Below are 19,967 nucleotides of genomic sequence, written 5' to 3' on the forward strand. Positions count from 1 at the left end.
CAAAACCGACGCTGAACCGACGTCAACGACCAATGAGCCGCCATCAACACTTCCTAACTACGAAGTGTTGCAATCACTCCTTGAGCCCAACCCGGAGCGGTGCGCAATGGTTTATGTCTCGCGGATAGGCGACGTGCCCTTGTGCGAGCGCAAAAGAAAAAGTAATGTCACTTTCAGTTTTGTGCCGTCTTTTTCTTTGCCCGAGCCTGGAGCCGCCATGGAATCCTTCGTTCACCTGCGAAAAGGGAAGACGCCACGCCGGCTGCACGCCGATCTTGACGGCCTCAAGGACGACGAGCTGGGCCGCGGCGGATTCACCGGCCGGACCGCCAACATCTACCGCCGCAACGACCCCACCGCCTACCGCGCGGTGGGCCCGCTGCGCCCCCTCGACGTGTTGTCCAGCGAACTGAAACCCAGCGACGCCACCGACGCCAACGGTGGCCCGTTGCTGATGTTCAGCAACGCCGACTGCCGCATCCTGCTGAGCCGCCGGCATGAACCGATGCCGTTCTACACCCGCCACATCGACGGGGATCTGCTGTGCTTCGTCCACGACGGCACCGGGCTGCTGGAGACCGAGTTCGGACCGCTGCGCTACCGCGAGGGCGACTGGGTCTACCTTCCTAAGGCATGCACCTGGCGCCAGGTGCCCGATCGTGAGACCACACTGTTGATGATCGAAGCCAGCGACGAATTCCGGGTGCCGCCGCCCGGCTCGCTGGGCCGCCACTTCCCCTTCGACCCGTCACAGGCGACGATCCCCGAACCGGAACCGATCGACGATGATGGGCGTGACGAATACGAGGTCCGGCTGATGCACCGGCCTATTGAGGGTGGCGGCACGACAACGCTTTACTACCAACACAATCCGATCGATGTCGAGGGCTGGCGCGGCGACAACTTCGCGTTCACATTCAACATCGCCGACTACAACGTCATCACCTCCGACAGCGTCCACCTGCCGCCGACCGTCCATTTGTTCATGCAGGCCACCGGCGTCTACGTGATGAACTTCTTGCCCAGGCCAGCCGAAGGCATCCCGGGCACCGAGCGCACACCCTGGTATCACCGCAACGTCGACTACGACGAGATCGCGTTCTTCCACGGCGGCTCCCTCTACGGCATCCCCATGCCGCCGGGCCTGATTTCCCATGCGCCGCAAGGGGTTCACCATGGCGCTCCGGAAAAGGCCCGGGAACGGGCCCGCCGCAAATTCGACGAGCACTCGCGCGTCGACTGGCAAGTCATCGCCATCGACACGCGCCGGCGCCTGACACCCTCGGCCGAGGTGCTCGCACACGACCTAGGACAGCACTCGTGAACTCGGCCGCGAAACACGACTACGACCGAATCCCGTATCTCGTTGCATTCCAGAACAATTCGAGCGTCCGCGATGTCTACGGCGGGCTAGCCGAGATCACCGTGCTGGAGAGCTATCTGCTCAAGCCCAACAAGCCGTCGGACACCGTGCTGGTGTTCATGCACCCGATCGGCGGCGGCGCATACCTGCCGATGATCAACGGCCTGGCCCGCGCCGGCCACCACGTCATCTACTGCAACAGCCGGTTCCGCGGCACGGATTCGGCGCTGCTGATGGAGAAGGTGGTCGAAGATCTCGGCGAGTGCATCAAGGACGCCAAGAAACGCCTGGGCTACGAGAAGGTTGTGCTGGCCGGGTGGAGTGGCGGCGGCTCACTGTCGGTGTTCTATCAGCAGCAGGCGCAGCACGCGACCATCACGTCGAGCCCGTCCGGCGACGGCCCCGACCTCACCGCGCTGGACCTGCCCGCCGCCGACGGGATCATGTTGCTCGCCGCGCACATCAGCCGGCACGGCACGCTGACCGAATGGCTGGACGCATCCATCCTCGACGAATCCGACCCCACCAAGCGTGATCCCGAGCTCGACCTCTACAACCCCGACAACCCCAACCAGCCGCCCTACAGCCAAGAGTTCCTCGCCCGCTACCGGGAGGCTCAGATCGAGCGCAACCGTCGGATCACCGCGTGGGTCCGGAAAAAGCTCGACGAACTGAAGGCCAGCGGCCGCCCCGACGACGAGTTCGGATTCGTCGTGCACGGCACCATGGCCGACCCGCGCTGGCTGGACCCCACCGTCGACCCCAACGAACGCACGCCGGGGACCTGCTACCTGGGCGATCCCCGAGTGGTGAACATGAGCCCCGTCGGGCTGGCCCGCTTCTCGACACTGCGCGGCTGGCTCTCGCAGTGGAGCTACGACGAGGCCCGCGGCGACGGCGTCGAGTGTGGGCGCGATATCGCGGTCCCCGCTCTGGTGATCGGCAACCTGGCCGACGACGCCTGCACGCCCAGCCACACCCGGCGGCTGTTCGAGGCGATCGGGCACCCCGACAAAGAGATGCACGAAATCCCGGGCGCCACGCACTATTACGCCGGCCCCGACCAGCGCGATAAGCTGCGGCAGGCCGTCGAGATCATCACCGACTGGCTGATACGCCACAACTTCGCGGAGACTGCATGACTCCTACCGGCCCACTGGCCGGCATCCGGGTGCTCGAGCTGGGCACCCTGATCGCCGGACCGTTTGCGGGCCGGCTACTGGGCGACATGGGGGCCGATGTCATCAAGGTGGAGCCGCCCGGCGCCCCGGACCCGTTGCGCACCTGGGGCCAGGCCGAGCTCGACGGGCACCACGTCTTCTGGACCGTGCACGCGCGCAACAAGCGCGCAATCACACTCGACCTGCGCCGGCCGCGCGGGCGTGAGCTGTTCCTCGATCTCGTCGAGAAATCCGACATCGTGGTGGAGAACTTCAGGCCCGGCACGCTGGAGAAGTGGAACCTGGGCTACGACGTGCTCAGCGAACGCAACCCGGGCATCATCCTGGTTCGGGTCTCCGGCTACGGGCAGACGGGGCCGGACGCACACAAGGCGGGTTACGCCTCGGTGGCCGAGGCCGCCAGCGGGCTGAGGCACCTCAACGGCTTCCCGGGCGGGCCGCCGCCCCGGCTCGCGCTTTCGCTCGGCGACAGCCTGGCCGGGATGTTCGGCGCCCAGGGCGCGCTCGCGGCCCTGTATCGCCGCGGCGTGACCGGACGCGGCCAGGTGGTCGACGTCGCGCTCACCGAATCATGTTTGGCCGTACAGGAATCCACGATTCCCGACTACGACGTCGGCGGCGTGGTGCGCGGGCCGTCGGGCACCCGGCTGGAAGGCATTGCGCCGTCCAACATCTACCGCAGCGCCGACGGTTCGTGGGTGGTGATCGCCGCGAACCAGGACACCGTGTTCGCGCGCCTGTGCGCGGCGATGGGCCGCCCGGAACTGGCCACCGACGATCGCTTCGCCACGCATGGGGCGCGCGGCCGCAATCAGGACGAGCTCGACAAGATCATCGGCGCGTGGGCTGCCGAACGGCAACCCGGCGAAATCATCGAAACGCTGTCCGCCGCAGGCGTGATCTCGGGGCCGATCAACACGGTCGCCGAGGTGGTCGACGACCCACAGCTGCGGGCCCGCGGCATGCTGGTCGAGCACTACGACGAACGCGTCGGGCGTAACGTTCTGGGACCGGGGATCGTTCCGGTGCTGTCCGAATCCCCGGGTGTGGTCCGCAACGCCGGCCCGGCCCGGCCCGGACAGCACAATGACGACATCTACATCGGGCTGCTGGGCAAGACCGCCGAGGAACTCGAGCAGCTAAGGGCCGAGGAGGTGCTATGACTCACGTGGACATCCGCGAGGTGTCGCTGCGCGACGGCCTGCAGATCGAAAAGCCAATCCCGTTGTCGGCCAAGCTGGAACTGCTCGCGGCCGTGGCCGCCACCGGGGTTCGGGAGGTCGAGGCCACCGCGTTCGTCTCCCCCACCAAGGTGCCGTCAATGGCGGACGCGGCCGAATTCGCGGCACAGCTGCACAACTACCCCGACATCGAGTTCTCGGCCCTGGTCGCCAGCCCCGGCGGGGCCAAGCGGGCCGTCGCCGCCGGCCTGCGGTCGATCGAGTACGTCGTGGCGGCAGACGACACGTTCAGCAAGGCCAACGTGGGGCGCACCAGCGCCGAGGCCACCAACGAGATCGGCGAGATCGTGGCCATCGCGCACGGCAGCGGGGTCACGGTCGAGGTGATCGTCGCCACCGCGTGGGACTCCCCGTTCGAGGGCCCCACCCCGCCGCAGCGGGTGCTCGACATCGCCGCCGCCGCCCGCGGGCGGGGCGTGGACCGCTTCTCGATCGCCGACACCATAGGCACCACCACCCCGCGCAGGGTGAGTTCGCTTGTCTCGCAACTACGTCCGATCCTCGGCGACATGCCGCTGGGCGGGCACTTCCACAACACCCGCGGCGCCGGGCTGGCCAGCGCCTACGCGGCGGTCAGCTCCGGCGTCACCCGCCTGGACGCCTCGGTCGGCGGCCTGGGCGGCTGCCCGTTCGCTCCGGGCGCCACCGGCAACATCGCCACCGAGGATCTGGTGTACCTACTGCGGGACAGCGATATCGATGTCGACGTCGACCTGCAGGCCGCCATCGCCGCGGCCGAAGTCGCGAAGTCGGTTGTCGGCCATGATCTGCCGAGCGCCCTGCTGCGTGCCGGCGACCGGCAGAGACATTAAGTGCCGGGGGCCTGATGCCGTCGGGAGAGCTGACCTCCAAGGGCCGCCAGACCAGGCAGGCCATCGAGCAAGCTGCCCGTAAACTGTTCGCCGAGCGCGGCTTTCACGGCACCACCCTGGCCGACATCACCTCCGCCGCCGGGAAATCGCCGGCCGTGTTCTACCGGTACTTCGCCGACAAAGAAGACCTGCTGGCCGCGCTGGCCGAGTCGTTTTTGCACGAGGTCGTGGCGCCGTCCGGGCTGAGTGTTCGGTTGCCGGAGTCACCCGACGACGACGGGTTCTTCACCTCGGTGGTCACCGGCTACTGGAACATCTTCAAGCAGAACATCGGCATCATGATCGCCGTCGCCCAGCTCGGCGCCACCCAGCAGCGCTTCGCGGCCGTCCAGAACGAATTTCGGCGTTTCGGCATGGACATCGTGGCCGCCTCGGTCCGCCGCGCCCAGGAACAGGGTTACGGGGCCGAGCTCAACCCCGAACACATTGCGGCCGCCATCGCGCTGCTGTTCGAAAACTTCACCACCGTGGTCGTGGGGCCGTCCGGCCTGGGGTTGGAAGTCAGCGACCAGGAAGCCATCGCAACTCTGTCGACGGTCTGGAAGAAAACGCTCTACGGGTCGTAACGAAAAATCTCGAGGAGATCATTGTGGATTTCACTCTGCCGGAACACCTTCCGGGACTGCTTGCCGACATGGACGCGTTCATCGAGCGCGAAATCGCTCCGCTGCAGGCCGAGAACACGCAGTACTTCGACCAGCGCCGAGAGCATGCCCGCACCGATTGGGACAACGACGGCATCCCGACACGCGAGTGGGAGGACCTGTTGGCCGAGATGCGCCGGCGGGCCGATGCGGCCGGCTGGCTGCGTTACGGGTTACCCGCCTCGCTGGGCGGGCGCGACGGCTCCAATGTTGACATGGCCGTCATTCGGGAACACCTGGCGCACAAGGGCCTTGGCCTGCACAACGACCTGCAGAACGAATCCTCGATCGTTGGGAACTTCCCGCAGGTGATCATGATGGAGCGCTTCGGCACCGCCGAGCAACGCCGGGCCTGGTCGGAGGCGCTGATCACCGGGGAACGCTCGATGGCGTTCGGCCTCACCGAGCCCGCGCACGGCTCCGATGCGACCTGGCTGGAAACTCACGCCAAACCCGACGGAGACGAGTGGGTGATCAACGGCTCCAAGCGATTCAACACAGGCGTGCATCGCGCCACCCACGATCTGATCTTCGCCCGCACGTCCGGTGAGCCGGGGCAGGCCCGCGGCATCACCGCGTTCCTGGTCCCCACCGATGCGCCGGGATTCAAGGTGCCGTACTACTGGTGGACCTTCAACATGCCCACCGACCACGGCGAGGTGGAGTTGACCGATGTGAGGGTGCCCGCCGACGCGGTGCTCGGCGAGGTGGACCGCGGCCTGGAGGTTGCGCAGACGTTCTTGCACGAGAACCGAATTCGCCAGGCCGCCAGCAGCCTGGGCGCGGCGCAATACTGCATCGACCGGGCGGCGGAATACGCCGGCCGGCGCACGGTGTTCGGCAAGCCGCTGTCGGTCAACCAGGCCGTGCAATGGCCGCTGGCCGAGCTGCAGACCGAGGCCCAGATGGTGCGGCTGCTGGTGCAGTACGCGGCCTGGCACCTGGACCGCAACCACCACATGGAGGTCTCCGACAAGGTGTCGATGGCGAATTACCGCGCCAACCGGCTGGTCTGCGACGCCGCCGACCGTGCGATGCAGATCTTCGGCGGCCTCGGCTACAGCCGGCACGAGCCGTTCGAGCACATCTACCGCCATCACCGCCGCTACCGGATCACCGAGGGCGCCGAAGAGATCCAGATCCGCCGAGTTGCCCAGCGGCTATTCAAGTTTGGCAGCAAGTGACGGTCAGCGCAGAACCGTTGGCGTCCAAACTGGCCGGGGTGCTGACGACGGCCCTGGGCACCGGGAGTTTGGAGATCGCCAACCTACGCGCGCTCACCGGTGGCGCCAGCCGAGCCACGTGGGCCTTCGACGCGGTCACCGACGACCAACGCCGTTCGCTCATCCTGCGCACCGGTGCACCCGACGACATGCACGCCGGCATGGAGCTGGAAGCAAGAGCGCAGGCCGCGGCCGCTGCCGCCGGGGCGCCCGTCCCGCACATCCTCGTCGCCGACGATTCGCCGGCCGCACTGGGCAATCCGTACCTCGTCTGCGACGAGATCAAGGGCGAGACCATCGTCCGCCGCATCCAGCGTCAGCTCGACAAGACCGATGGACAGCGGGGCCGGGCGCGGCTGCTCCAGCAGTGCGCCCGCGCACTGGCGGCCATCCACCGCGCCGAGAAGAACCTGCCCGGCCTTACACACGAGGGCCAGCTGGAGGAATGGCGCGAGCGCCTCGACGCGATGGGCGATACCACGGCCACCTTCGAGTGGGGGTTTCGCTGGCTGACCGCCCACCGGCCGCGACCCTCGCCCAACGTGCTGGTGCACGGCGATTTCCGGATGGGAAACCTGATCGTCGACGGATCCGACCTTGCCGCCGTTCTGGACTGGGAGCTGGTGCACGTCGGGCAGGCCTACGAAGACCTGGCCTGGTTTTGCATCCGGGCCTGGCGTTTCGGCGCGCCGCCGAGCCTCGGCGCCGGCGGGCTGGGCAGCATCGAGAGCTTTCTCCTCGCCTACGAAGAGGCCGGCGGGGCTAGCGTCGATCGCGCGGCGTTTCACTGGTGGCTGGTGCTGGCCACGCTGCGCTGGGGCGTCATCTGCCGGCACCAGGCCGAGCGCCACCTGAGCGGGCAGGTCCGCTCGGTGGAATTGGCGGCGATCGGGCGCCGCGTCTGCGAAACCGAGTGGGATCTGCTTAACCTGCTCGAGGAAGGGGCCCGCACATGACGTCCGGTGAGCAGCTGCATGGGCGGCCGACGGCAGCCGAGCTGGTGGCTGCGGTGGCCGAATTCATCGAACGCCTCATCCAAGCCGATGTGCGAGAGGCGACCACCGGGCAGGTCAACTTCCACGCCCGGGTGGCCGCCAACGTCTTGCGGACCGTCGAGCGCGAACTGCTCGACGACGGGGCGGCGGAGGCCCGCGCGGCGCTGGCCAGCCTGGGTTTCGACGACGAGGCCAGTCTGGCCGCCGCGATCCGGGCCGGTGAGCTCGACGAAAACGCCGGGCACGTCACGGCCTGCCTGCGGACCCTGGTGCGCCACCGACTGGCGGTCGCCCATCCCGGATACGACCGTGAATATGACGGGGAATAGGAGCCAGAGCCATGCCCGCTACCGCCGAGGCCATCGTCGACGTGGCCGACCGCCTGTTCGCGGCGATCGAAAAGGGCGACAAGGCGACCGTCGACCGAATGTGGAGCGACGACATCGCCGTCTGGCGCGTCGGCGCCCGCCGGGATGACGACAAGGCCCGCGCGTTGCGCGTCATCGACTGGTTCATCGACGTCACAACCGAGCGGCACTACGAGATCCTCGACCGCCAGGTCTTTGATGACGGATCGGCGGGGGGCTTCGTCCAGCAACACGTCCTGCACGCCACCGGCCATGCCGGACAATCGATCTCGCTACGCGTCTGCATCGTGATCAAGGTGGGCACCGACGGGCTGATCCATCGGATCGACGAGTACTTCGACCCCGCGGAGATCGCTCCCCTGATGAGATGAGGTGACGATGACGACGTTGGAAACGCTGCTCAACGATCCCGAGATGGCCGGCGTGTGGAACATCGTTCCGGATCGCTCGGCCATCACCTTCAAGGTCAGAAACTTGTGGGGACTACTGAACGTCAAGGGCCGCTTCACCGAGTTCAGCGGCGACGGACAACTCACCGGCAAGGGCGCGGTCTTCGGCCGCCTCGACATCCGCGCCGCGTCGCTGAGCACCGGAATCAGACGCCGCGACAGGCACCTGCGCTCGGCCGACTTCTTCGACGTCGAGCGCTTCGGCGAGATCAGCGTCGTCGTCACCGCCGTGCACCCCACCGAGGGCCCGCCGAAAGGCAAAGCCGCCGATCTGCGGGCGAACTTCACCATCAAAGGCGTCACCGCACCGCTACCCCTGCCCGTAACCATCACCGAGCTCGAGGACGGCTCCATCCAAATCAGCGGACAAACCAAGGTCGACCGATCCCAGTTCGACTTGGGCTGGAACAGGTTCGGCATGATCGGCGCGACGGCAACGGTGGCGGCGGATGCCATCTTCGTGCGGGCGCCCCGGTAAGACCGCCGAGCCACCAGTAGCATCTGCACCGTGCCCGCCTCGAGCCCCAATACCGAATCCAGCGAGGCCCTGCGGATCCTCGTCTACAGCAACAACGCCCACACGCGCGATCAAGTGATGCGGGCGCTGGGCAAGCGGCTGCACCCGGATCTGCCGGAGCTGAGCTACGTCGAGGTGGCGACCGGCCCGATGGTGATCCGCACGATGGACGAGGGCGGCATCGACTTGGCCATCCTCGACGGGGAGGCGACCCCGACCGGCGGCATGGGCATCGCCAAGCAACTCAAAGACGAACTCGCGACCTGCCCACCGATCCTGGTCCTCACCGGGCGCCCGGACGATGCGTGGCTGGCCAGCTGGTCGCGCGCCGAGGCCGCGGTCCCGCATCCCGTCGACCCCATCGTGTTGGGCCGCACGGCACTCGGCCTGCTGCGCACGCCCGCCCGGTAGCAATTACCTCTGCCACCTGCGCCGACACGGAAATCTAGACCGTGTGGGCGGTCGCTCAGCACCCTAGCGACGACGCGCCCGGATGCGGGGACGTTAAGACCGGGCTAATAGCAGCACCCCGGGCACGTGCGCCCGCGCCGACGACGCTATGTTGAAAGTCACTGTGGCGCACTCCAGACCCGGTTCGTCACAGCAGCCCGGTTACCGCCGGCCGCCGCTGCGCATCAAGGCGGCCCACACGACGGATCATGGAGCGAGTTGAACGTCTACATACCCATCCTGGTGCTAGGCGCGATCGCCGCCGCGTTCGCCGTCGGCTCGGTCGCGATCGCGAGCCTCGTCGGCCCGTCGCGGTACAACAAGTCCAAGCTGGCCGCGTACGAGTGTGGGATCGAGCCCACGGAATCGTCGGTGAGCGGTCCGGAGGCGAGGCCCGGGCAGCGGTTCCCGGTGAAGTACTACCTGACCGCAATGCTGTTCATCGTCTTCGACATCGAAATCGTGTTCTTGTATCCGTGGGCGGTCAGCTACGACGCCCTGGGGACGTTCGCGCTGGTCGAGATGGTGGTGTTCATGCTCACGGTCTTCGTGGCCTACGCCTACGTGTGGCGCCGCGGCGGCCTGACGTGGGATTGAGGTAAGACGTGGGCCTGGAAGAACAACTGCCCGGCGGCATCCTGCTGTCTACCGTCGAGAAGGTCGCCGGTTATGTCCGCAAGAACTCTTTGTGGCCGGCGACGTTTGGGTTGGCCTGCTGCGCGATCGAGATGATGGCGACGGCGGGGCCGCGATTCGACATAGCACGCTTCGGGATGGAGCGCTTCTCGGCGACGCCGCGGCAAGCCGATCTGATGATCGTTGCCGGGCGGGTCAGCCAGAAGATGGCGCCGGTGCTCCGGCAGATCTACGACCAGATGGCCGAGCCGAAATGGGTGCTGGCCATGGGTGTCTGCGCATCGTCGGGCGGGATGTTCAACAACTACGCGGTCGTGCAGGGCGTGGACCACCTCGTCCCGGTGGACATCTACCTCCCCGGCTGCCCCCCGCGGCCGGAGATGCTGCTGCACGCAATCCTCAAGCTGCACGAGAAGATTCAGGAAATGCCGCTCGGCGTCAACCGCGAGCGCGCCATCGCCGAAGCCGAGGAGGCGGCCCTGGCGGTCAGGCCGACGATCGAAATGCGTGGACTGCTGCGATGAGCTCACCGGATCACGACCCGAAGGTAGCCGCCAGCGAGGTGGGAGGGTCCGTCCCCGCTCCCGGCGAGGAAGTCATCAACGTTCGCCGCGGCATGTTCGGCGCGTCCGGGTCCGGTGACACGTCCGGGTACGGGCGGCTGGTGCGCGAGGTCACGCTGCCGGGCAGCAGCCCCCGGCCCTACGGCGGCTACTTCGACGACGTCGTCGACGGGCTGGCCGACGCGCTCGAGTCCGGCGACACCGAATTCACCGACGCCATCGAGAAAGTCGTGGTGTACCGCGACGAACTGACCCTGCACGTGCGCCGCGAGCTGCTACCGCAGGTCGCCCAGCGGCTCCGCGACGAGCCGCACCTGCGCTTCGAGCTCTGCCTGGGCGTCAGCGGGGTGCACTACCCGCACGAAACCGGGCGCGAGCTGCACGCCGTCTACCCGCTGCAGTCGATCACCCACAATCGGCGCGTCCGGCTGGAAGTGTCTGCGCCGGACAGTGATCCGCACATCCCGTCGCTGTTTTCGGTCTACCCGACCAACGACTGGCACGAGCGCGAGACCTACGACTTTTTCGGCATCATTTTCGACGGACACCCATCGCTCACCCGCATCGAGATGCCCGACGACTGGCACGGACATCCGCAACGCAAGGACTACCCACTCGGCGGGATTCCCGTGGAATACAAAGGCGCGCAGATACCCCCGCCCGACGAGCGGAGAGCCTACAACTGATGAGCACAATCACTGATTCGACGCACGATGACGGCGCCGCCGAGACGATCGTGGTCGCCGGCGGCCAGGACTGGGAACGGGTCGTCGACGCCGCTCGCGAAGCCGACCCCGGGGAACGCATCATCGTCAACATGGGGCCGCAGCACCCGTCCACCCACGGCGTGTTGCGGCTGATCCTCGAGATCGAAGGCGAAACGGTCACCGAGGCCCGCTGCGGGATCGGCTACCTGCACACCGGAATCGAGAAGAACCTCGAATACCGCTACTGGACCCAGGGCGTCACCTTCGTGACCCGAATGGATTACCTGGCACCATTTTTCAACGAGACCGCCTACTGCCTGGGCGTGGAGAAGCTGCTCGGCATCACCGACGAGATTCCGGAGCGCGTCAACGTCATCCGCGTCATGACGATGGAGCTCAACAGGATCTCGTCGCATCTGGTCGCCCTGGCGACCGGCGGCATGGAGCTGGGCGCCATGACCCCGATGTTCGTCGGCTTCCGCGGGCGCGAGATCGTCCTGAACTTATTCGAATCGATCAGCGGGCTGCGGATGAACAGTGCCTACATCCGGCCCGGCGGCGTCGCGCAGGACCTGCCGCCCAACGCGGAAACCGAAATCGCCGCAGCCCTCGAGGAACTCAAGAAGCCCCTGCGCGACATGGGCGATCTGCTCAACGAGAACGCCATCTGGAAAGCGCGCACCCAGGGCGTCGGCTACCTGGACCTGGCCGGCTGCATGGCGCTGGGCATCACCGGCCCCATCCTGCGCGCGACTGGCCTGCCGCACGACTTGCGCAAGAGCGAACCTTACTGCGGATATGAAAATTACGAATTCGACGTAATCACCGACGACACGTGTGATGCTTACGGGCGCTACATGATTCGCGTCAAGGAGATGTGGGAGTCGATCAAGATCGTCGAGCAGTGTTTGGACAAGTTGCGACCCGGACCGATCATGGTCGACGACCGCAAGATCGCCTGGCCGGCCGACTTGAAGGTCGGGCCCGATGGCATGGGCAACTCGGAAGAACACATCGCAAAGATCATGGGCAGCTCGATGGAGGCGCTGATCCACCACTTCAAACTGGTCACCGAGGGCATTCGCGTTCCGGCGGGCCAGGTTTACGTCTCGGTGGAATCGCCGCGCGGCGAGCTGGGCGTGCACATGGTCAGCGACGGCGGCACCCGCCCCTATCGCGTGCATTACCGGGACCCGTCCTTCACCAACCTGCAGTCGGTCGCCGCGATGTGCGAGGGCGGAATGGTCGCCGATCTGATCACCGCGGTCGCCAGCATCGACCCGGTGATGGGCGGGGTCGACCGATGACGGTGCCCGAAGTCGGTAGCAGCGGCGGGGAGCGGGTCTTCATCCGGCTCGGACCACCCCCCGAAGAACCTAGCCAATTCGTCGTTGAGGGTGCGCCGCAATCGTATTCAGCGGAGGTGCGGGCGCGGCTGGAGGTCGACGCCAAGGAGATCATCGGTCGCTACCCCAACAAGCGCTCGGCGCTGCTGCCGCTGCTGCACCTGGTGCAGTCCGAGGACACGTACCTGACTCCCGCGGGCCTCGAGTTCTGCGGCGAACAGCTCGGATTGACGGGCGCCGAGGTGTCGGCCGTCGCGAGCTTCTACACGATGTACCGCCGCGGCCCCACCGGCGACTACCTGGTCGGTGTCTGCACAAACACGCTGTGCGCGGTGATGGGCGGCGACGCCATTTTCGAAACACTGGTGAACCATCTCGGCGTCCGCAACGACCAGACCACCCCCGACGGCAAAATCACGCTGCAACACATCGAGTGCAATGCCGCTTGTGATTTCGCGCCGGTGGTGATGGTCAACTGGGAGTTCTTCGACAACCAGACGCCGGAGTCGGCGCGCGAACTCGTCGATTCGCTGCGCGAGGGCAACCCCGCGCCGCCCACCCGCGGCGCCCCGCTGTGTCCCTTCCGCGAGACCTCACGCATCCTGGCGGGTCTGCCCGACGAGCGCCCCGACCAAGGGCAGGGCGGCGCCGGTGCCGCGACGCTGGCCGGTCTGAAGGTGGCGAAGGAACTCGGCATGGAGGCACCGCCGGCGTCGGTCGCTCCCGGGGAGGAGCGCTAATGGGCGCTCCCACGATCCAGGCAACGCCGCTCACCCCGGTGATCAGCCGCTACTGGGACGACCCCGAGTCCTGGACGTTGGACACCTATCACCGCCATGACGGCTACCAGGCGATGAAGAAGGCCCTGGCCATGGAGCCTGACGCGGTGATGGGCACCGTCAAGGACTCCGGTCTGCGCGGACGTGGCGGCGCGGGCTTCTCCACCGGCACGAAATGGTCGTTCATTCCGCAGGGCGACACCGGGGCGGCCGCCAAGCCGCACTACCTGGTGGTCAACGCCGACGAGTCGGAACCCGGTACGTGCAAAGACATCCCGCTGATGCTGGCGACGCCGCACGTGCTCGTCGAGGGCGTCATCATCGCCGCCTACGCGATCCGGGCCAGTCACGCGTTCATCTACGTGCGCGGCGAGGTGCTACCGGTGCTGCGCCGCCTGCAGAACGCGGTCGCCGAGGCCTACGCCGCCGGTTACCTGGGTCGCGACATCGCGGGGTCCGGCTACGACCTGGAATTGGTCGTGCACGCCGGAGCCGGCGCCTATATCTGCGGCGAGGAGACCGCGCTGCTCGACTCGCTGGAGGGCCGGCGCGGCCAGCCCCGGTTGCGGCCGCCGTTTCCCGCGGTGGCCGGGCTGTACGGCTGCCCCACAGTGATCAATAACGTCGAGACCATCGCCAGCGTGCCGTCGATCATCCTCAACGGGGTCGAATGGTTCCGGTCGATGGGCAGCGAGAAATCGCCTGGCTTCACGCTGTATTCGCTGTCCGGGCACGTCACCCGCCCGGGCCAGTACGAGGCTCCGCTGGGAATCACGTTGCGCGAGTTGCTCGCCTACGCCGGCGGCGTGCGCGCCGGGCACCGGCTCAAATTCTGGACGCCCGGCGGGTCCTCGACCCCGCTGCTCACCGACGAGCACCTCGACGTGCCGCTGGACTATGAGGGCGTGGGCGGCGCCGGGTCGATGCTGGGCACCAAGGCGCTAGAGATCTTCGACGAGACCACCTGCGTGGTGCGCGCGGTGCGCCGCTGGACCGAGTTCTACAAGCACGAGTCGTGCGGAAAATGCACGCCATGCCGGGAGGGCACCTTCTGGCTGGACAAGATCTACGAGCGACTGGAAACCGGCGGGGGCACCCACGAGGACATCGACAAGCTGTCCGACATTTCCGACACCATCCTGGGAAAGTCGTTCTGCGCGTTGGGCGATGGCGCCGCCAGCCCGGTGATGTCGTCGATCCAGCATTTCCGCGACGAGTACGTCGCGCACGTCGAAGGCGGCGGCTGCCCCTTCGACCCCCGGGACTCGATGCTTACGCCAGACGGAGGTAACGCGTGACGCAGGCGGCCAAACCTCAGACCGGCGACGGGGTGAGCCAGCCCGAGATGGTGACGCTGACCATCGACGGCGTCGAAATCAGCGTTCCCAAGGGAACTCTGGTGATCCGCGCCGCCGAATTGATGGGCATCCAGATCCCCCGGTTCTGCGATCACCCGCTGCTGGATCCCGTCGGCGCCTGCCGGCAGTGCCTCGTCGAGGTGGAGGGGCAGCGCAAGCCGATGGCGTCGTGCACCACCGTGGCCACCGACGACATGGTGGTGCGGACGCAGCTGACCTCCGAGGCCGCCGACAAGGCGCAGCACGGCGTGATGGAGCTGCTGCTGATCAACCATCCGCTGGACTGTCCGATGTGCGACAAGGGCGGTGAATGCCCGCTGCAGAACCAGGCAATGTCCAACGGCCGCGCCGATTCTCGCTACACCGACGTCAAGCGCACCTTCGCCAAGCCGATCAACATCTCCTCGCAGGTGCTGCTGGACCGCGAACGCTGCATCCTGTGCGCCCGCTGCACGCGATTCTCCGAGCAGATCGCCGGGGATCCGTTCATCGACATGCAGGAGCGGGGCGCCCTGCAGCAGGTCGGCATCTACGCCAACGAGCCGTTCGACTCGTACTTCTCGGGCAACACGGTGCAGATCTGCCCGGTGGGCGCCCTGACCGGGATGGCCTACCGATTCCGGGCCCGCCCGTTCGACCTGGTCTCCAGCCCCAGCGTGTGTGAGCACTGCGCGTCGGGGTGCGCACAGCGCACCGACCACCGCCGCGGCAAGGTGCTGCGCCGGCTGGCCGGCGATGACCCCGAAGTCAACGAGGAGTGGAACTGCGACAAGGGCCGGTGGGCCTTCACCTACGCCACCCAGCCCGACGTCATCGCCACACCCCTGATCCGGGACGCCGACGGCACGCTGCAACCCGCGTCCTGGTCCCATGCGCTGGTGGCCGCGGCCCAGGGCCTCGAGGCCGCCCGGGGACGCACCGGCGTGCTGGTCGGTGGCCGGGCGACGTGGGAAGACGCCTACGCGTATTCGAAGTTCGCGCGAATGGTGTTGGACACCAACGACATCGACTTCCGGGCCCGCCCGCATTCGGCCGAGGAGGCCGACTTCCTGGCCGCCCGCGTCGCGGGCCGGCCGGTGACGGTGAGCTATTCCGATCTGGAGTCGGCGCCGGCGGTGCTGCTGGTCGGGTTCGAGCCAGAAGACGAGTCGCCCATCGTGTTCCTGCGGCTGCGCAAGGCGGCCCGCAAGAACGGTGTTCCGATATACGCCGTCGCCCCGTTCGCCACCCGCGCGCTGACAAAGATGTCGGGCCGGTTGCTCAAAACCGTTCCGGGCGGCGAGGCTTCGGCGCTGGACCGCCTGGCCACCGGTGAGGTCGGGGATCTGTTGTCCAGTCCGGGCGCGGTCATCATGGTCGGGGAACGCCTGGCCACTGTGCCCGGCGGATTCTCGGCGGCGGCCCGGCTCGCCGAGGCCACGGGGGCGCGGCTGGTGTGGGTGCCGCGCCGGGCCGGGGAACGTGGTGCGCTGGACGCGGGCGCGCTGCCCACGCTGCTGCCCGGAGGCCGCCCCGTTACCGACGACACCGCCCGCGAACAGGTCGCCGCGGCGTGGCATGTCGACGAATTGCCTTCTGCCGCTGGGCGTGACGCCGCGGGCATTGTGGCCGCCGCCGCGGACGGGACGCTGGGCGCGCTGCTGGTCGGCGGTGTCGAACCGGCCGACTTCGCCGATCCGGACGCCGTGCTGGCCGCGCTGGACGCCGCCGGCTTCGTGGTCAGCCTCGAGTTGCGGCACAGCGCCGTCACCGAACGCGCCGACGTCGTCTTTCCGGTCGCATCGACGACGCAGAAGGCCGGCGCGTTCGTCAACTGGGAGGGCCGCCATCGGGAATTCGGCCCCGCGCTGCACGGCACCACGCAGCAAGCCCGCCAATCGGACCACCGGGTACTGGACGCGCTGGCCGACGAAATGGGTGTCTACCTGAATGTGACGACCGTCGAGGCGGCGCGCGAGGAGATGTCCGGGCTGGGCGCGTGGGGCGGCAAGCACGCCGCGGGCCCGCAGGTCGCCAGCCCGCAACCGGCCGAACCGGGCCAGGGCGAGGCCGTGCTGACCGGCTGGCGGATGCTGCTGGACAGCGGCCGGCTGCAGGACGGGGAGCCGCATCTGGCGGGGACGGCGCGCGCACCCGTGGTGCGGCTTTCGGCCGATACCGCGGCCGAGATCGGCGCCGCCGAAGGTGACGCCGTCACCGTCAGCACGCCGCGCGGGTCAATCACGCTGCCGCTCAACGTCACCGACATGCCCGACCGGGTGGTGTGGCTGCCGCTGAACTCTCCGGGCTCGGCCGTGCACCAGCAGTTGGGGGTAACCCTGGGCGCCGTTGTAAAAATCGGCGTGAAAATCGGAGTGGGCGCATGACCGGCTTCGGGCACGACCCATGGTGGCTCGTGCTCGGCAAGGCGCTGGCCATCTTCGTCTTCCTGATGTTGAACGTGCTCGTCGCGATCCTGCTCGAACGCAAGATTCTCGGCTGGATGCAGCTGCGGCCCGGCCCCAACCGGGCGGGGCCGTGGGGCACCCTGCAGAGCCTGGCCGACGGAATCAAGCTGGCACTCAAGGAAAGCATCACCCCCGGCGGCATCGACAAGTTCGTCTACTTTGCGGCACCGGTCTTTTCGGTGATCCCCGCGTTCACGGCCTTCGCGTTCATCCCGTTCGGGCCGGAGGTGTCGGTGTTCGGCCACCGCACGCCGTTGCAGCTCACCGACCTGCCCGTGGCGGTGCTGTTCATCCTGGGGCTCTCGGCGATCGGCGTGTACGGCATCGTGCTGGGCGGCTGGGCGTCGGGCTCCACCTACCCGCTGCTCGGCGGGGTACGGTCCACCGCCCAGGTCATCTCGTATGAGGTCGCGATGGGCCTGTCGTTCGCGGCAGTGTTCCTGTACGCCGGCTCGATGTCGACCTCGGAGATCGTGGCCGCCCAGGACCGGGTCTGGTACATCTTCCTGCTGCTGCCGTCGTTCGTGATCTACCTGATCTCCATGGTGGGCGAAACCAACCGCGCCCCATTCGATTTGCCCGAGGCCGAGGGTGAACTCGTCGCCGGATTTCACACCGAATACTCGTCGCTGAAGTTCGCGATGTTCATGCTGGCCGAGTACGTCAACATGATGACGGTTTCGTCGCTCGCCACAGTCATGTTCCTCGGTGGCTGGCACGCTCCCTGGCCGTTCAACATGTGGCCTGGCGCGAACACCGGTTGGTGGCCCGTGCTGTGGTACGTCGCCAAGTTGTGGACCTTCATGTTCATCTACATGTGGCTGCGGGCCTCGCTGCCCCGGCTGCGCTACGACCAGTTCATGGGGCTGGGCTGGAAGTTGCTCATCCCCGTCTCGCTGGTGTGGGTGATGATCGCCGCGGTGATCCGGTCGGCGAGCAACCAGGGCTTCCAGCACTGGACGCCGGTGTTGGTGGTCAGCAGCATTGTCGTCGCCGCGTTGTTGGTGCTGTCGCTGCAAAGGCCATTCAGCGCCCGGAGTGCGCGCGTGCTGGACCGTCAGCTCCGCAAGCAGCGCCGCGAAAGTTCGGAAAGCGTCGGCACCGCACCGGCTTTCCCGACGCCGCCGCTGCCGAGCAAGGAGAAAGTACGTGGCTAAATTCTTGGATGCCGTCGCCGGCTTCGGCGTGACGTTTGGCTCGATGTTCAAAAAGAGGGTCACCGAGGAGTACCCGGAGAAGCCGGGCCCGGTGGCTCCGCGCTACCACGGCCGTCATCAACTCAACCGGTATCCGGACGGGCTGGAGAAGTGCATCGGCTGCGAGTTGTGCGCCTGGGCGTGCCCGGCCGACGCCATCTACGTCGAGGGCGCGGACAACACCGACGAGGCCCGATTCTCGCCGGGGGAACGCTACGGCCGGGTGTATCAGATCAACTATCTGCGCTGCATCGGCTGCGGCTTGTGCATCGAGGCCTGCCCGACCCGGGCACTGACCATGACCAACGACTACGAGATGGCCGACGACAACCGCGCCGACCTGATCTACGAGAAGGACCGGCTCCTCGCGCCGCTGCTGCCCGAGATGACCGCGCCGCCGCACCCCAGAGCCGACGGTGCTACCGACAAGGATTACTACCAGGGCAATGTGGGCCCGAATGGCTTGCGCCAGAACCACAACGGCGGAGATAGCCGGTGAACGCGGTGCTGGCCTCCAACCTGGCTTCTAACCTGGCTTCAAATCTGGCGCAGAATTTGGCGCAAGACACCATCACCCGCACCTCCACGGGTGAAGCGGTGACGTTCTGGGTGTTGGGTGCGCTGGCGGTGCTCGGCGCGCTGGGAGTAGTGCTGTCGGTCAACGCCGTGTACTCGGCGATGTTCCTGGCGATGACGATGATCATCCTGGCGGTGTTCTACATGGTCCAGGACGCGCTGTTCTTGGGTGTGGTGCAAGTCGTGGTCTACACCGGCGCGGTGATGATGCTGTTCCTGTTCGTGCTGATGCTGATCGGCGTCGACTCCGCGGAATCGCTGAAGGAGACGCTGCGCGGGCAGCGCGTCGCGGCGGTGATAACGGGTGTCGGGTTCGGCGTCTTGCTGATCGCCGCCATCGGCAACGTCGCCGTCGGCGGATTCACCGGGCTGACCACCGCCAACGCCAACGGAAACGTCGAAGGGCTGGCGGCGCTGATCTTTTCGCGATACCTGTGGGCCTTCGAGTTGACCAGCGCGTTGCTGATCACCGCCGCGGTCGGGGCGATGGTGCTGGCCCACCGCGAGCGTTTCGAGCGGCGCAAGACGCAGCGGGAGCTCTCGCAGGAGCGCTTCCGCGCCGGTGGGCATCCCACCCCGATGCCCAACCCGGGCGTGTACGCACGTCACAACGCGGTCGACGTGGCCGCGATGCTGCCGGACGGCTCGTACTCGCCATTGTCGGTGTCGCGCATGCTGCGCCGCCGCGGCGCGGACGGCACGGAGCTCGCCGAGGCCGAGGACGCCCCCTCTCCCGCGGCAGGCGGTAAGTCATGAATCCGGCCAACTACCTTTATCTTTCGGCGTTGCTGTTCACCATCGGGGCAGCCGGCGTGCTGATGCGTCGCAACGCCATCGTGATGTTCATGTGCGTCGAGCTGATGCTCAACGCCGTCAACCTGGCGTTCGTCACCTTCGCGCGGATGCACGGCCACCTGGACGGCCAGATGATCGCGTTCTTCACGATGGTGGTGGCCGCCTGCGAAGTCGTCATCGGCCTGGCCATCATCATGACCATTTTCCGTGCCCGCAAATCGGCGTCGGTCGACGACGCGAACCTACTCAAAGGCTAAGAAC

Annotated in this window: 22 protein-coding genes; all 22 read left to right on the forward strand. The window is 67.1% G+C overall.

Features of this window, described 5'->3' with window-relative positions:
• Nucleotides 1-217 precede the first annotated feature (217 nt).
• The 22 genes from A5747_RS11085 to nuoK all read left to right on the forward strand — a co-directional run bounded on the left by A5747_RS11085 (nt 218) and on the right by nuoK (nt 19,963).
• Nucleotides 218-1,324, forward strand: coding sequence for a homogentisate 1,2-dioxygenase (locus A5747_RS11085; RefSeq protein WP_076123990.1), 1,107 nt, complete (start codon nt 218-220; stop codon nt 1,322-1,324).
• Complete coding sequence (locus tag A5747_RS11090) at nt 1,321-2,505, forward strand: S9 family peptidase (protein ID WP_076123993.1); 1,185 nt, start codon at nt 1,321-1,323, stop codon at nt 2,503-2,505. The genes A5747_RS11085 and A5747_RS11090 overlap by 4 nt, the downstream gene beginning before the upstream one ends.
• Complete coding sequence (locus tag A5747_RS11095; protein ID WP_076123995.1) at nt 2,502-3,707, forward strand: CaiB/BaiF CoA-transferase family protein; 1,206 nt, start codon at nt 2,502-2,504, stop codon at nt 3,705-3,707. Before A5747_RS11090 ends, A5747_RS11095 begins: the two co-directional genes overlap by 4 nt.
• On the forward strand, nt 3,704-4,597 hold the full coding sequence (locus tag A5747_RS11100) for a hydroxymethylglutaryl-CoA lyase (protein ID WP_076123998.1): 894 nt from the start codon (nt 3,704-3,706) through the stop codon (nt 4,595-4,597). The genes A5747_RS11095 and A5747_RS11100 overlap by 4 nt, the downstream gene beginning before the upstream one ends.
• A gap of 14 nt (nt 4,598-4,611) precedes the next feature.
• Complete coding sequence (locus A5747_RS11105; protein WP_076124000.1) at nt 4,612-5,223, forward strand: TetR/AcrR family transcriptional regulator; 612 nt, start codon at nt 4,612-4,614, stop codon at nt 5,221-5,223.
• A 23-nt stretch (nt 5,224-5,246) separates the two neighbouring features.
• On the forward strand, nt 5,247-6,485 hold the full coding sequence (locus tag A5747_RS11110; protein WP_076124002.1) for an acyl-CoA dehydrogenase family protein: 1,239 nt from the start codon (nt 5,247-5,249) through the stop codon (nt 6,483-6,485).
• Nucleotides 6,482-7,480, forward strand: a complete 999-nt coding sequence (locus A5747_RS11115) for a phosphotransferase family protein (protein ID WP_369805055.1) — start codon at nt 6,482-6,484, stop codon at nt 7,478-7,480. The genes A5747_RS11110 and A5747_RS11115 overlap by 4 nt, the downstream gene beginning before the upstream one ends.
• Entirely contained in the window at nt 7,477-7,848 is a 372-nt protein-coding gene (locus A5747_RS11120) for a DUF6285 domain-containing protein (protein WP_076124005.1), read from the forward strand. Before A5747_RS11115 ends, A5747_RS11120 begins: the two co-directional genes overlap by 4 nt.
• Nucleotides 7,849-7,859: 11 nt before the next feature.
• Nucleotides 7,860-8,258, forward strand: coding sequence for a nuclear transport factor 2 family protein (locus A5747_RS11125; protein ID WP_076124008.1), 399 nt, complete (start codon nt 7,860-7,862; stop codon nt 8,256-8,258).
• Nucleotides 8,259-8,265: 7 nt separating this feature from the next.
• Nucleotides 8,266-8,814: a YceI family protein gene (locus A5747_RS11130; RefSeq protein WP_076124202.1), complete on the forward strand. Its 549-nt coding sequence runs from the start codon at nt 8,266-8,268 to the stop codon at nt 8,812-8,814.
• Between the two features lie 30 nt (nt 8,815-8,844).
• A complete protein-coding gene (locus A5747_RS11135; protein ID WP_076124010.1) occupies nt 8,845-9,264 on the forward strand; it encodes a response regulator transcription factor in 420 nt (139 codons plus the stop codon).
• Between the two features lie 258 nt (nt 9,265-9,522).
• Nucleotides 9,523-9,900: an NADH-quinone oxidoreductase subunit A gene (locus A5747_RS11140; RefSeq protein ID WP_076124012.1), complete on the forward strand. Its 378-nt coding sequence runs from the start codon at nt 9,523-9,525 to the stop codon at nt 9,898-9,900.
• 8 nt (nt 9,901-9,908) lie between these two features.
• Entirely contained in the window at nt 9,909-10,463 is a 555-nt protein-coding gene (locus A5747_RS11145; protein WP_076064437.1) for an NADH-quinone oxidoreductase subunit B family protein, read from the forward strand.
• Nucleotides 10,460-11,188, forward strand: a complete 729-nt coding sequence (locus A5747_RS11150; RefSeq protein WP_076124014.1) for an NADH-quinone oxidoreductase subunit C — start codon at nt 10,460-10,462, stop codon at nt 11,186-11,188. Before A5747_RS11145 ends, A5747_RS11150 begins: the two co-directional genes overlap by 4 nt.
• The gene (gene nuoD, locus A5747_RS11155; RefSeq protein WP_076124016.1) at nt 11,188-12,516 is read left to right on the forward strand and encodes an NADH dehydrogenase (quinone) subunit D; all 1,329 of its coding nucleotides are present in this window, start codon (nt 11,188-11,190) and stop codon (nt 12,514-12,516) included. The genes A5747_RS11150 and nuoD overlap by 1 nt, the downstream gene beginning before the upstream one ends.
• Nucleotides 12,513-13,295, forward strand: coding sequence for an NADH-quinone oxidoreductase subunit NuoE (gene nuoE, locus A5747_RS11160; protein ID WP_076124018.1), 783 nt, complete (start codon nt 12,513-12,515; stop codon nt 13,293-13,295). The genes nuoD and nuoE overlap by 4 nt, the downstream gene beginning before the upstream one ends.
• A complete protein-coding gene (gene nuoF / locus A5747_RS11165) occupies nt 13,295-14,632 on the forward strand; it encodes an NADH-quinone oxidoreductase subunit NuoF (protein WP_076124022.1) in 1,338 nt (445 codons plus the stop codon). Before nuoE ends, nuoF begins: the two co-directional genes overlap by 1 nt.
• Nucleotides 14,629-17,058, forward strand: coding sequence for an NADH-quinone oxidoreductase subunit G (locus A5747_RS11170; RefSeq protein ID WP_076124024.1), 2,430 nt, complete (start codon nt 14,629-14,631; stop codon nt 17,056-17,058). Before nuoF ends, A5747_RS11170 begins: the two co-directional genes overlap by 4 nt.
• Nucleotides 17,055-18,296 (forward strand): NADH-quinone oxidoreductase subunit NuoH, encoded by a 1,242-nt coding sequence (gene nuoH / locus A5747_RS11175; protein WP_076124026.1) that lies wholly within the window; start codon nt 17,055-17,057, stop codon nt 18,294-18,296. Before A5747_RS11170 ends, nuoH begins: the two co-directional genes overlap by 4 nt.
• On the forward strand, nt 18,289-18,834 hold the full coding sequence (nuoI, locus tag A5747_RS11180) for an NADH-quinone oxidoreductase subunit NuoI (RefSeq protein ID WP_076124029.1): 546 nt from the start codon (nt 18,289-18,291) through the stop codon (nt 18,832-18,834). The genes nuoH and nuoI overlap by 8 nt, the downstream gene beginning before the upstream one ends.
• 44 nt (nt 18,835-18,878) lie before the next feature.
• The gene (locus tag A5747_RS11185; RefSeq protein ID WP_142245531.1) at nt 18,879-19,667 is read left to right on the forward strand and encodes an NADH-quinone oxidoreductase subunit J; all 789 of its coding nucleotides are present in this window, start codon (nt 18,879-18,881) and stop codon (nt 19,665-19,667) included.
• Complete coding sequence (gene nuoK / locus A5747_RS11190; RefSeq protein WP_076064444.1) at nt 19,664-19,963, forward strand: NADH-quinone oxidoreductase subunit NuoK; 300 nt, start codon at nt 19,664-19,666, stop codon at nt 19,961-19,963. Before A5747_RS11185 ends, nuoK begins: the two co-directional genes overlap by 4 nt.
• The last annotated feature ends 4 nt before the right edge of the window (nt 19,964-19,967 follow it).

Source organism: Mycobacterium sp. IS-836 (genome assembly GCF_001954275.1).
Lineage (GTDB): Bacteria > Actinomycetota > Actinomycetes > Mycobacteriales > Mycobacteriaceae > Mycobacterium.